Origin of the sequence: Cupriavidus pauculus (assembly GCF_008801835.1) — a bacterium.
Classification (GTDB): domain Bacteria; phylum Pseudomonadota; class Gammaproteobacteria; order Burkholderiales; family Burkholderiaceae; genus Cupriavidus; species Cupriavidus pauculus.
In genome coordinates this window covers 1-12369 of the sequence record NZ_VZOW01000043.1, presented here as the reverse complement: position 1 = coordinate 12369, position 12369 = coordinate 1, and the positions used below count along the sequence as shown (strand labels likewise).

Here is a 12369-nt window from a genome sequence, read left to right as displayed (position 1 = left end):
GCCGGGAAGTTACGCAAAAGCCCGCTATTTTACCTCCGGCGACACCGTTGCACCGTTTACAAACGATTGCCGCCGGGATGTCGACCGGCACTGTTGCGTCGTCGCAGCGCGGCCGCCGAGGCGCGCGGGAAATATTCATGTCCCCCGCTCCTGCCCGGCGTCCTTGTCGGATTGCGCGGCTGCGCGCTCGGCCAGCAATTCGTCGCGGATCCGTTCCCAGACAAAGGGGCCGTCCGGCGGCGGCAGCGGCGTATCGCGCGCCGGGCCCGCGGTCAGGCCGAACAGCAGCACCTGGATCAATTGATCGACAAATGCCGCGGGATCGATCACCGCAACGTTCACCTGAGCGAAGGCGCTGCGCCACAGCATCAAAAAGACCAGCGGCGCACAGATCAGCGTGGTGGTGGGATTGGTCGGCGCATTGCGGAATTCTCCGCGCGCGACCCCTCGCGCCAGCACCTTGGCGAACAGTTCATCGCCGGGCCCCATCACTTCGTCCTGATAAAACTGCGCGATATCGGGAAAATTGCCGGATTCGGCAATGATGAGCTTGGTCAGGCCCGCCACGCGGGTGGCGCCGATCAGTCCCCACCATCCCAGTAGCAGCTCCCGCAGCAGTTCCGGCGTGGAGCCCTCGAAAGTTTCGACCAGATCGGTACCCTTGACCACCGCGGGCACCATGTTTTCGCGCACCACGGTCTTGAACAGCTCTTCCTTGTTGGCGAAATAGAGGTACACGGTGCCTTTGGACACCCCGGCGGCGGCGGCGACATCTTCGAGCCGCGTGGCTGCATAGCCGCGTTCGACAAAAAGCTCCAGCGCGGCGGCTACCAGTTCCTGGGGCCGCGCGGCCTTGCGCCGCGTCCAGCGGCGCGCATCGGTGTCTTTCTTTGGCAAAACTGAAGTCACGGGCGGGACAGTGGTGCGCCGGCGGCGCGCTGACTATTAATAACTTGTCGGTCAGTAATGTAGAGGACCGAAGTTGCGCGGTCAAGTTGGCGCGATGGTCGTCCGAAATGGACAATACGACGCTTTTTCCAAATGTTGCAAGTGTGACGGATCGCGTCGGGCACAATGGCGGGCTCCAACGGCTCGCTTTCGGCCTCGATATTGACGGCATCTGCCGCTGAACCTTCACCATGTCCTGCCAGTCTCAACCAACCTGCCGCGCGGGTTGCGGTGCGTGCTGCATCGCGCCCTCGATCAACTCGCCGCTCCCGGGCATGCCCGAAGGGAAGCCGGCGGGCGAGCGTTGCGCCCAACTGTTGCCCGACATGCGCTGCGCGGTGTTTGGGACGGCCGCCCGGCCGGGATTTTGCGGCGGGCTGCGCCCCTCGACCGAAATGTGCGGCGATTCGCGCGAGGCCGCCCTGGCATGGCTGACGCGCCTGGAAATGGCAACGGCCCCCACGCAATGACGCGCAAGGCTTGCGGCCTTGTGCCAGATGATGGAGAAGGATCAATGATGGCGATAACGCGCAGGCGCTGGCTGGCGGCCGCAGGCATGGCAGCGCTCGCAACCACGGGCTGGCTGGCGGGATGCGGCGCATGGCGCAGCGAATATACGTTCTCGGAGAGTCAGTTGCAGTCGGCCTTGCAGCGCAAGTTTCCCTTCAGCAAGCGCTATATGGAGCTGTTCGATATCCATCTCGCCAATCCCCAGCTGGCGCTGGATGCCGCGCGCAATCGGATTACCGTGACGTTCGACGCAACCATCGATAATCGGCTCTTTTTCCGGCAGCCGCTGACGGGGCGCTTCGCCCTGGACAGCGCGCTGCGGTATGACTCACCGACGCGCTCGCTGGTCCTGCAGGATCCCGAAGTCCGCCAGTTCGACGTGCAGGGTTTGCCAAGTCAGTTTTCGCGCCAGTTGAATGCGCTGGGCGGCATCCTGTCCGAGCAGTTGCTGCAAGGCTATCCGCTATATACGTTCAAGCCCGACGAACTGCGCATGGCCGGCACGGCGGTCGAGCCCGGTACAATCACGGTCCTGCCTGACGGTATCAACGTCAAGATTAATCGGCCGTAAATTCAGAGCAACAATAATGCGGTGCGCCTGCGCATCGCGGGCGGATGGTTGATTGCCGCTCTTGCACCCACTTTTTCGAGTCCTCATGGATATTGCACTCGCTCTTAAAGCCGTCATTCTCGGCATCGTCGAAGGTCTGACGGAATTCCTGCCTATTTCCAGCACCGGCCACTTGATCCTTGCGGGGCAACTGCTCGATTTCAACGACGAGAAAGGCAAGATTTTCGAGATCGTGATTCAGTTCGGCGCGATCCTGGCGGTGTGCTGGGAATTTCGCCGCCGTATCGGCGCAGTGATAAGTGGCATCGCGTCGGATGCCAAGGCACAGCGTTTTGCCGTGAACGTCATTGTCGCCACGGTGCCGGCCATCGTTTTGGCGCTGGTGTTCGGCAAATGGATCAAGGCGCATCTGTTCAACCCGATAACCGTCGCGCTCGCTTTCATCATCGGTGGCGTGGTGATTCTGTGGGCCGAATGGCGGGAAGGGCGGCGCGGCACGGTGTCGCATCCGCAAGGCAACGCGTTGCTGGAGGCCGCCAAGGCCGGCGCGCCGCGCATCGAGTCGATTGACGATCTGAACTGGCGCGATGCCGTGAAGGTTGGTCTTGCGCAGTGTTTCGCGCTGGTGCCGGGCACCTCGCGTTCGGGGGCGACGATTATCGGCGGCATGCTGTTTGGCCTGTCGCGTCAGGTGGCGACGGAATTCTCGTTTTTCCTCGCTATCCCGGTGATTTTCGGTGCGACGGTCTACGAACTCTACAAGGCGCGCGCACTGTTATCGGCCGACGACCTCGGCATTTTCGGCATCGGTTTTGTCTTTGCGTTCCTGTCCGCATTCCTGTGCGTGCGCTGGCTGCTGCGTTTCGTGGCCACCCACGATTTCAAGCCGTTCGCATGGTATCGGATTGCCTTCGGGCTCATCGTGCTGCTGACCGCGTGGAGCGGGATCATTTCCTGGCACGCGTAAAAGCGCTGGGTTGAACGAGAAAGGGGCTGCAGATGCAGCCCCTTGTTCTTATTTCTTGCGGAACACCACGTCCCACACGCCATGACCGAGGCGCAAGCCGCGCTTCTCGAATTTGGTCACCGGCCGATAGTCCGGACGTTCCGAAAATCCGTCTTCCTTCTGCGTGGTGTTTTCCAGCGTCGCTTCGCCTGCCAGGACGTCGACCATCTGGTGCGCATATTCTTCCCAATCGGTTGCGCAATGAATATAGCCGCCGCTTTTCAGCCGGCTGGCCAGCAGCTTGATCAGCGGTGGCTGCACCAGGCGACGCTTGTTATGGCGCTTCTTGTGCCACGGGTCGGGAAAGAAGATGTGCACGCCATCGAGCGATTGCTCGGTCAGCATGTGTGCGATCACCTCGACGGCGTCGTGATTCATGATTCGCACATTCTGCAAATCCCGCTCGCCGATCAATTTGAGCAGCGCGCCAACGCCGGGCTCATGCACTTCACAGCCAAGGAAATTGTCCTGCGGACGAATGCCGGCGATATGGGCCGTGGTTTCGCCCATGCCAAATCCGATTTCCAGAATGGCCGGCGCTTCGCGCCCGAACGTTGCGGTCCAATCGAGCGGCTCGTGCTTGTAGGGAACGATAAAGCGCGGCCCCAGATCGTCAATGGCGCGTTGCTGCCCGGTCGACGTACGCCCAGCCCGCCTCACAAACGAGCGGACGCGGCGCGGATGCGCAACATCTTCGCCGGGTTTGGGGGCGGCGGCGGCAGCGTCGTCACCGGGCAGCGTATCGGTTTGGGTGTCTTGGGGAAGCATGGCAACAAAAAACCGCCGGGCGGATCGCCGATCTTGCATCGACCGGGGGCCTGAGGCGGCTTGTCAGATAAGAAGTGGAGCGGGCGATGGGAATCGAACGGACCCACATCACGGCACGTAAGTATTTGATAACAAAGCTACTAGAGTTGAGCATTGAACTCTGCGTAGCAGGAAACCGTAGGAGTGTAGCAGATCAAAACGCGATTTCGGGCACGGACAGATCGGGACAGGCCCTATGGGCCCCTCCGACGGGTGGACTCGCGCCATGCAAGTCACAATTCTGTATAGTCTCGGGTCGGAGGGGGTGCCACGCTGGGAAACCAGAACCTCCGCAAGAGGTGAACGTATTAAATCGCCGGCTTCATTGGTGGGTCATATGACCTGTCCCCAAGCTCTTATCGCGAGGGGAAATTAACCTTGCATAAATCTCGTGACATCCCCTTCCTCGGCTACTCCACAACCCTCCGCCTTATCATCCGCCTCAGTTGCCTCTGCTGCCAACAGCTTATACGACCGGATTTGGTTTACCCGCAGTGCGCGTATTCAATCTGAAAAGCGGTTGCTTCGAAACGAGCACCATTCTCAGTTATTGCTCATTCTATATACCATCTATAGTATTGCGTTGTCGGCAATATTGATGAAATTTAAACCAATTACCGATGATCAAGGCGCGGTATTTGGATTAATCCTTTCCGTTGCATTGTTCGGTTTGTCATTTCATTTGACTGCACGTGGATTTCTGGCAAGGGCGCAGAGATTTAGAGAGTGCTATACACAACTACAGGGTCTGCTTGATCGGATTACTGTGGCTCGATGTTACGTTGATGAAAGGCGCTTGCTTGAGACGGTTGAGGCGGTTCAGGTCGAATATCAGTCGCTACTTGCTGTGTGCGAAAATCATGCAACCATTGATGATAGGCGTGCTCGTTTTGCAAATAATGGTCTGACTTCTCGCATCCCTACTGCGTGGGAAAATATCTATGTAAGCTTGCATGCTATTGGTCGACATGTATTTCTGGCGCTTTTGTATTTGTCGCCGATAGTTGTAATGATTTATTTGATGTGCGTCAAAAAATAATATGACAGCGTCAGAGGTATTCAAGCGTGAGTTTAGTCGGGATAATTTGTTGATTATCTACCGAGAGCACATTGCCGAAACGAGTGCAATAGGCATTGACAGACTAGGGCGCAATCAATTTGAAAGAGACTTAGATCGCCATATCGATGTTATCTATAGGAAGGCTCGTGATGGGTCTTATAGATTTTCTCAATACAAAGAGAAGCTTATTTCAAAGGGCGCGAAAAAGCCTCCTCGGGTTATCTCTATCCCGACTTTCCGCGATAGAGTTGTGCTGCGCGCGCTCTGCAACGTCTTGCGGGCCGTCTTCGAGACTGATGTCTCACAAAAAATCCCTCAGGCCGTAATCTTTGGCATCAAAGGTGCGATTGAAAGTGGGGAGTATTCGCATTTTGCGAAGTTGGACATTAAGGAATTTTACCCGTCGATTCAACACCACCTATTGCTAACGCGTTTGCGGCGGCGGATGCGAAAGAAGGATTTGCTTGATTTGATATCGGCCGCGTTGGAAACGCCGACTGTTCCGCATCCAACTAGGACGGCGAACCCGGCTTCGTCAGGTGTGCCGCAAGGATTATCGATTTCCAACATCTTGGCGGAGGTATATCTTTCCGCGTTTGACGGGAGATATGCGTCTAGGCCAGAAATTCGGTATTTTCGTTACGTTGACGATGTTTTGTTGTTGGCGAAGGGCGATGCGAGCCATCTCGTAGAGGAAATGCGAGTGGATCTACAAAAGAATCACGGGCTATCTGCTCATGAGCTTTCATCGGCTGGGGGAAAGACCATTTGTGGCGAGATATCCGAAGATTTTTCGTTCCTGGGGTATCAATTCCGTAACGGAAGATGTCTTGCGAAAAGTGAATCAGTAAAGCGTCTGGAAGATTCGTTGGCCGATATATTCACCACTTATAAGTATAAGGTGGCGGGAATAATGGCGCAGCCTCTTGATCAGCAGGGGCGTGATCTGAAATTGCGTGTTGCGAGAAATATTCTTCTGTGGCGGCTAAATTTACGAATTACGGGGTGTATTTTCGAGGGCGCCAGAAAAGGGTGGATATTTTATTTTTCACAAATTGATGAGTCAAATTTAGATCAATTGTGGAGGTTGGATCAAACTGTAAAGAATCTTCTGAAGCGATTTCATCTGCCGGCAGATGTCACCGTGAAGACTTTCGTGAGAACCTACTTCGAAGCAAAGCGAAGGGGGGTCTCCGATATGCGATATATTCCAAATTTTGACACGACGTCTATCGATGAGCAACGCCGGATTTTGTCCCAGTATTTTGGTGTTTTGAATCTCGAATATTGGTCCGATGCTGACGTGGCAAGGGAATTTGCTGTTCGGATACGGCGGGCCACCCGAGAGCTGGAACACGATATTCAGGATATAAGCTAGCCCCTCATCACTGTGATCGGCTGAAGGTAGCGTTGCAAACGGTGGATATGGTTGGTGTGAATAACACTCACTTAGACCTCCTGTTGTATGCGGGTCGCTTTAGCGCGGCGTCAACGCACTTTCTAATCACGTGGCCGCCATTAGCACGCGCTTGACGGTGGTTGCTGTCCAGGTGCCGCTACGGGACGTCGGCACTTGCAGTTCATTCAACCGGTCGGCAATCTTGCTTAGGCTAGCGCCTGCCTCCCGCATGCGCTCAATTTCGGGCCGCACGCGAGCGGCGAAAGCGGCAGCGAGTGCTCTCTTCGCTTCGCTTGCTCTTGTTCGGGCTTCGGCGAGGTTAGTGCGGTTTCCTAGCGTGGCGCCAGCGGCCTTCTTTGCAGCTAGGGCGCTTCTAGTTCGGTCGCCTATCATGCGGCGCTCCTTCTCTGAAAGGGCAGCATACAGATGCAGCACGAAGGGATCCGTATCTGCGCCAAGCTCCGCCACGATGAACGGCACATTACGTGCCATCAGGCCGCTAATGAATGCTACGTCACGGCTTAGACGGTCCAGCTTACTGACGATGATGGGGCAACGTAGCTTGCGGGCCTTATCGAGCGCGGCGGCCAGACCGGGGCGGGCTTCTATGGGCAGCTTGCCGCTCGCCACGTCTTGGAACCCCTCAATGGCCTCAAAACCCTCTGCGGCGCAGAATCGGGCGATTGCTTCGGCCTGACCCTCAAGGCCAAGCCCACTCTTGCCTTGCTCACTGGTGCTAACCCGTCGATAGATGACCGCCTGTCGCATGCTTTCCTCTAATTTATCGTATCTAAATGACCGTTTAGATATGACAAATATATATTCGAACCTTATAGTAAGCAAGTGAATCGATTGATACGATGTGGTGAACGGCATACTTGAGGGAGTGAATGATGGTTGATGTGGTCGGACGCATGCTTCCGCTGGGCGATGGGAGGCGCATGCCGGTGAAACTTGATACCCCAACGTGGCGGGCAATTGACTGGCTAGCGCAACGCACGGCGAAGAGTTGGCAGGAGTGGTGCAGGGCGGTCGTTGACGCCGCTGATGACGGCTCTAACCTGACCGCCTCAATTCGAGAGGCCGCAATGTCGGCGCTCGTGCAGCATGCTCTGTTTCCCGATGACCGTGGTGCACAACTGGAGGTGATGGAACGCCACACGCTCATGCGCAACAGTGGAATGCTCAATGACAAGCAGCTAGACGAGATTCTGAACGCCGCCACCGTTGAGGGCTGGTCTGACTTCGGCGGGTTCGCTGTAGGGTTCGGTGTGGATGATGCAGGCCAGGACTGTGTTTGGATTCGCAACGGTCTCCGGGAAGGCTTGCATATGGCCTTCGCCTCTCCTGTGAAGAGGTGACAGGCATGCGCGCCCTTGTTCTGCCTAGTTCTGAAGTTGCATATGCCCTGCGCCGCCTCCTTGGTCCCATCGTCGCATGGGATGACTGCCTCGCGGACATGCGTCGGGGTAAGACCAGCATTGAAGGGCTTCGGCTGGTCCCTGCCTGCCGGTATCACGATGGCCTTGCTTGGCGTCCTGGCTACACGAAGGCTGACATTCTGATTTTCGTCGCCGAAGTGAGGGCCAAGCGTCCCGATGCGAGGCCAGGAATTGGGCTACAGGCCAAGACGGTCGAGCTTGACCCTGCTGACATGCGGTTCTGGAAGGTGAAGAAGGTGTGGGCGCTGACCACGCCGGGAACCCCTGCGTTGCCAAGTGCGATTGTGGCGAAGGCGTTGCCAACTTGGCAGCAAGAGTCGCGGCACGATGTTGCAATGTGGGCCAGACACTGACCAACAAACAAAAAACCGCCAACAGGCGTAGACCTGTGGCGGCTAAATGAACGTCTGATGGATTATAGTGCCTTCAAAGCTAAAGCTGTCGTCGACTGGATCGAAGTCGAAATCACGACAGCAGCGCCCACCCAGCATCAATGGATACAGCAAGACCTGCGGCGCATTCTCGACCTACCTGATAAGGCAAATGAAATTTGGGTAGAGCCGGTCAATGCAGGGCCGGGTGGGGTGACCTGCGTGTTTCGAATTCGTCTTCATGATGGGCCTGCCAACAGCTACGCCGAACTTGACCGCATCATGGCTGCGCTGGCGCAAGCTAAGCCCTTAGTCGCTCAGCCGCAGCTTCATGCCATTGAGATTGCGGTGGACTTCTACGCGAGGGAGCAGAAGGGGGCGCCGGCCCTCATCGACCTTACCAAGCAGTTGCAGGCGTCAATCATTGCACGTGGCAATCCGCGCCAGTATGACCCCGCCACACGGCGAAACCTGTATCTTGGGCCAGCCGAGCTAGACCCCGCATTGAACCTGCGCATTGGAAACAAGGGCGACGACCTTTATTGGCAAGTCTACTTCAAGCGCACAGACAAGGGCGGCGCGTCGCTCCCGAGCAGTGAACAGCGGGCTAGGGCGGAATTTACCATGCAAGGCGCGAGGCTGGCTGCGTGCGGCCTTACCGACCTTGCTTCCCTGAACGGCTACCGATTCGAAGACCTGTCGGAATACTTGCGCTTTGGCGACATCAAGCCACTAGACCAGATCGTAGAGGGCATGAACCCGTTTGCCGCCTGTGCAGTGCGCGACCTCTGGGAAAGCCACAATGGAAGCGTTACTAGCTGGCCGTTGGGTTGGCGTGCATATCGTCGGGACCGGCAAAAGGACCTGCCTCGCAAGCTGGTAGACCGGAAGCAATCTAGCCACGTGGTAGCGGACCATGACTTGAACCGCAAGGTGCGCCGTTCGCTCTTGGGCCTGTCCGGCCTGTTCTTCGCACAAAAATGAACAAAAAATCCGGGTGCATTCACGAACCCATAAGGGTTTGCGGGGAGAAACCTAATAACTATCAACTAGCAATGCCAACCACATGCCGCTCATACCATGTCCAATCTCCCCCTGCGATGGTAGGGAAGCGAGCATCGCGAGTTGACCGCGATGCGCACGGCACTGAGAATGGCTTCTCTATGTATGAGCGTTAGACTCAGCGCAACGTCTAAGGCAACGCACTACATTGCCAAAGCAACCAATCTCACCCGCATGAGGGCGGCGGGACTTTCGCCGCCCTCACCCCTGGTAAGGAGAAATCAATGCAACAACTGACCATCGAGCAAGCCGCTGACTATCTGGAAGACGCCGATCTTGTAGAAGAACCCATCCGCATTTCCCACGCCATCATCAATGTAGGCATCACTGCTGCCGGTCGCCGGTTCGTCATGATGGTTGACGGTCGCGGCTACGGAAACGCCTGCATCAGCGAAGGCATGTAAGTAGGGCGGAAAGGGAAGGCTGGTGCCTTGCCTTTCCGTCTTACAGTAAGTCATCAATGACTTACGTTGCCAGGTTGGACAGGGCAGGAGTCTTAGAAAAAAACGACTTCCGCGAATCCACACCAATCATTAACGGGCAGGTTTTTTGACGAAACCTTATAGAAGGATTCTGATGAAACGTTTGAGCTTGTGTTTTGGTGCTGTGCCTTTGGTCATCGGGTTGTCGGCTTGCGCGCCTGCCTTCACCACAACGACCAATGCCGACGTGCGTCAGCCTGAGAACCTGCGGCGGGAGCAGCGCATCCAGAAGTCGATCGACCAGGCCTACGCCAACATCGCTGCCTATGCTGGGGAATGCCAGCCAGTGGGCAACGTGGTGCTGTCGCCTGATCGCACCAAGATCACGATCTCTGAGACGGCCTTCGGTCCTCAGATGCGCTCGGTCTACATGGTCGTCGACATCCAGGCGATGGGTGCCAGCGCCATCGACTTCAAGGGCTACAGCTACTACGGCAGCTCGATGTGGAAGGATCGCATCGACACGGTGCTCAAGGCGATCAACGATTCGACTGCCTGCGCCTGATGCAGGCATATTCACAACCCTTCTATAAGGAGCCCGTATGGGTCTGAGGGACGTCAATTCCGCGCTCTATTCTTCGCTCAAGCGCCGCCTAAGGGAAATGCAGCTTGGCACGCCAAACTGCAGCATTCGCGCCATCAGCACTAAGGACAAAACGATGTCCTACTTCCTCACAGGCGTCCATTTTGACCAGGAAGGCCTGATCTGGCTGTCGTGCTATCAAGGCTCAGGCGACCGATTGGATAACGTGCAGTTTCCCTGGCAGGTGAATGGCTGGATCTTCGACGTATTTGTGGGCCACAAGCAAGGCTACGAAATCCAGTTCACTGCGGCATCGCCCGCGTCAGTATAAGAGATGACTGTGAAGAACGAATACAACGACTATCAGTCGCTAGTCGATGAAATTAAGCACTGCCTGGAGACGGCGGACGGTCAACAAATTTGCCTCACCGCTCTTCACTCAGAGTTCTCGCTACCTATCCACACGGTTGAACGGGACAAATTCGGGCGCATTTGGGTCCGCGGCCGCCAGCCAGGTGGCATTGTTTGCAGCGTGGCTTGGGCGGCAACGACTTACTATCTGGAATTGAAGAAGGTCGGGAATGGCAGCCTCGTCGCTCCAACATTCTTGGACCGAACGAAGAACATGCTAAACGCGGCTATCCACAATGCACTGGGGCAAAACAAGCTCTAAGGATCGACGGATCGGGTCTCGGCCCCTGGCAGTATAAACATGGCCGGGCCCGGTCTGGTGTCGTAGTTCTAAGAGGTAGTAGCTAGTTATTCTGCCTGTTCCGCGACACTGGGATGCATTGAGAAATCATAAGTGGCCGCCCACATTCACCTTCCGCCCCAACGCATCTTTAAGCGCGTTCAAACCTGCCGCTACATCGAATGGTGCAATCTCAGGGAGGCCTTTAAACGTCAGGCGATCAATATAGGGCTTCAAGTCGTCGGCGGGCTGGTCCTTCCCGTAGCGGGTGCTGGACATAGTTGCGCCGCGAGCATGGCCGGAAAGTTGATTAACTGTCTTCTCGGACAGTTGGAGTGCATACATTCCAGTGAGCAAAGTATGGCGGAACGAGTGGAAGACCTTCCGCCCGTCACGTTTCATACCCAGGCGTTCGCCCAAGTATCTCTCGTTGAACCAACTGGTCGCGGCCTTGCCATAGCCCCGTTGCTTACTCAGCTTTAATTCTGGGAACAGGCGCTTGTGTTCAGTGGTCTGCAGCGCCTGGACATATTGCACAAAGCCAAGCTCCAACAAGGCGCTATGCAGTGGGACTTGGCGCTTCGAATTTACCGTTTTGAGAGACTTGTCGCTTGCCTCGTCGGCATCCAACTTGTCAGCGCCATCCAGATTGAAATCCAGATACCAAACACCGGCATCGCTCACTCGCACGTCGTCAAGGTAAAGCTGGCACAACTCGTTGATGCGCGCGCCCGTGTAGAGGCCAAGAAGCGGCAGCCAGTAATAGTGCGGCTGGAAGGTCTGATACTTCCCAGTGGTGGTCAGGCTCCCGCGCCCCGTCTTATACCAGTCTGCACCGAAAATTTGCGCTAGGTCGTCGGGTGTGAACGCATCGCGCTCGTCTTGCTCGCGTGTTGTCTTCCGCTTCGGTGCGGCGGCGAGCGCGGGGTTCTTCGTCAGGTAGTCGCACTTCACGGCCCAGCCGAACATTTCGGATAGCCGCCGCACGTAAGCATCAACCGTAGTCGCGGCCATGGTTGGCATGCCTTTACTTGCAACCTGCCCCGCCAATTCATGCAGCGAGAGGTGCGTTCCTAACCTGCGGCGTGCCAGGTAAGTGTTCGCCGGCAACTGTCGCAGCAGGTCGCGGTATCGGTCGATGGCGGGACGGTCTAACTCCCCTAGCGCGGGGTCGCCCATCAACTCAACGAACGCACCCAGTTCCGTTTCCATCTTTCGGCGGTGGTCGTCTTTCCAGTCGTCCCGCTTCGCTTTCATGAACGCGGCAACAAGTTCGCTTGCCTTCATGCTCGCATACTTATGGCGCGGCGGGCCAGCCTTCGCCTTCTCAACGGACTCTCTGGCATCCCGTAGCATCTCGGGTGTCACATTGGAGCGGCCCCACGTATCTGAGGACACAAGGACTCTCTTAAAATAAGGGATAGTCTTGTGCCTATCAGTAAGCCTAGTCATTACGTGGAACCCATCGAAATTCTGACCGAGCCGGAGCGCCGTCGT

Annotated in this window: 16 protein-coding genes; 12 read left to right on the top strand and 4 right to left on the bottom strand. The window is 56.5% G+C overall.

Annotated elements, in window-relative coordinates; genetic code table 11:
• Positions 1-135 precede the first annotated feature (135 nt).
• Positions 136-909: a TetR/AcrR family transcriptional regulator gene (locus tag F7R19_RS26500; RefSeq protein ID WP_061952578.1), complete on the bottom strand. Its 774-nt coding sequence runs from the start codon at positions 907-909 to the stop codon at positions 136-138.
• A 230-nt stretch (positions 910-1139) separates the two neighbouring features.
• On the opposite strand from F7R19_RS26500, the gene F7R19_RS30320 reads away from it, so the two are divergent.
• The 3 genes from F7R19_RS30320 to F7R19_RS26485 all read left to right on the top strand — a co-directional run bounded on the left by F7R19_RS30320 (position 1140) and on the right by F7R19_RS26485 (position 2996).
• Entirely contained in the window at positions 1140-1418 is a 279-nt protein-coding gene (locus F7R19_RS30320) for a hypothetical protein (RefSeq protein ID WP_061952576.1), read from the top strand.
• Between the two features lie 44 nt (positions 1419-1462).
• Complete coding sequence (locus tag F7R19_RS26490; RefSeq protein WP_150982556.1) at positions 1463-2029, top strand: DUF1439 domain-containing protein; 567 nt, start codon at positions 1463-1465, stop codon at positions 2027-2029.
• An 85-nt stretch (positions 2030-2114) separates the two neighbouring features.
• Entirely contained in the window at positions 2115-2996 is an 882-nt protein-coding gene (locus F7R19_RS26485; RefSeq protein ID WP_061952572.1) for an undecaprenyl-diphosphate phosphatase, read from the top strand.
• Positions 2997-3044: 48 nt separating this feature from the next.
• Here F7R19_RS26485 and trmB read toward each other — a convergent pair whose 3' ends face one another.
• A complete protein-coding gene (gene trmB / locus F7R19_RS26480; protein WP_150982555.1) occupies positions 3045-3803 on the bottom strand; it encodes a tRNA (guanosine(46)-N7)-methyltransferase TrmB in 759 nt (252 codons plus the stop codon).
• 430 nt (positions 3804-4233) lie between these two features.
• On the opposite strand from trmB, the gene F7R19_RS26475 reads away from it, so the two are divergent.
• Together F7R19_RS26475 and F7R19_RS26470 are read left to right on the top strand one after the other, a co-directional pair.
• On the top strand, positions 4234-4881 hold the full coding sequence (locus F7R19_RS26475) for an SLATT domain-containing protein (protein WP_170292659.1): 648 nt from the start codon (positions 4234-4236) through the stop codon (positions 4879-4881).
• Positions 4882-4930: 49 nt separating this feature from the next.
• On the top strand, positions 4931-6280 hold the full coding sequence (locus tag F7R19_RS26470; protein WP_223505831.1) for a reverse transcriptase domain-containing protein: 1350 nt from the start codon (positions 4931-4933) through the stop codon (positions 6278-6280).
• 126 nt (positions 6281-6406) lie between these two features.
• On the opposite strand, the gene F7R19_RS26465 is transcribed toward F7R19_RS26470, so the two are convergent.
• Positions 6407-7069 carry a recombinase family protein gene (locus tag F7R19_RS26465; RefSeq protein ID WP_150982552.1) on the bottom strand — a complete coding sequence of 221 codons (663 nt, stop codon included), beginning with the start codon at positions 7067-7069 and terminating at the stop codon, positions 6407-6409.
• Positions 7070-7191: 122 nt separating this feature from the next.
• On the opposite strand from F7R19_RS26465, the gene F7R19_RS26460 reads away from it, so the two are divergent.
• From F7R19_RS26460 to F7R19_RS26430, 7 genes are all read left to right on the top strand, one after another.
• Positions 7192-7662: a hypothetical protein gene (locus F7R19_RS26460; protein WP_150982551.1), complete on the top strand. Its 471-nt coding sequence runs from the start codon at positions 7192-7194 to the stop codon at positions 7660-7662.
• A 5-nt stretch (positions 7663-7667) separates the two neighbouring features.
• Positions 7668-8096, top strand: coding sequence for a hypothetical protein (locus F7R19_RS26455; RefSeq protein WP_150982550.1), 429 nt, complete (start codon positions 7668-7670; stop codon positions 8094-8096).
• Between the two features lie 57 nt (positions 8097-8153).
• Positions 8154-9098, top strand: coding sequence for a replication initiation factor domain-containing protein (locus F7R19_RS26450; RefSeq protein ID WP_150982549.1), 945 nt, complete (start codon positions 8154-8156; stop codon positions 9096-9098).
• 302 nt (positions 9099-9400) lie between these two features.
• Entirely contained in the window at positions 9401-9580 is a 180-nt protein-coding gene (locus F7R19_RS26445) for a hypothetical protein (protein WP_150982548.1), read from the top strand.
• 172 nt (positions 9581-9752) lie between these two features.
• Complete coding sequence (locus tag F7R19_RS26440; RefSeq protein WP_150982547.1) at positions 9753-10163, top strand: hypothetical protein; 411 nt, start codon at positions 9753-9755, stop codon at positions 10161-10163.
• 37 nt (positions 10164-10200) lie between these two features.
• Positions 10201-10512 (top strand): hypothetical protein, encoded by a 312-nt coding sequence (locus F7R19_RS26435; protein ID WP_150982546.1) that lies wholly within the window; start codon positions 10201-10203, stop codon positions 10510-10512.
• A 9-nt stretch (positions 10513-10521) separates the two neighbouring features.
• On the top strand, positions 10522-10854 hold the full coding sequence (locus F7R19_RS26430) for a hypothetical protein (protein WP_150982545.1): 333 nt from the start codon (positions 10522-10524) through the stop codon (positions 10852-10854).
• A gap of 126 nt (positions 10855-10980) precedes the next feature.
• Here F7R19_RS26430 and F7R19_RS26425 read toward each other — a convergent pair whose 3' ends face one another.
• Complete coding sequence (locus F7R19_RS26425; RefSeq protein WP_170292658.1) at positions 10981-12159, bottom strand: site-specific integrase; 1179 nt, start codon at positions 12157-12159, stop codon at positions 10981-10983.
• Between the last annotated feature and the right edge of the window lie 210 nt (positions 12160-12369).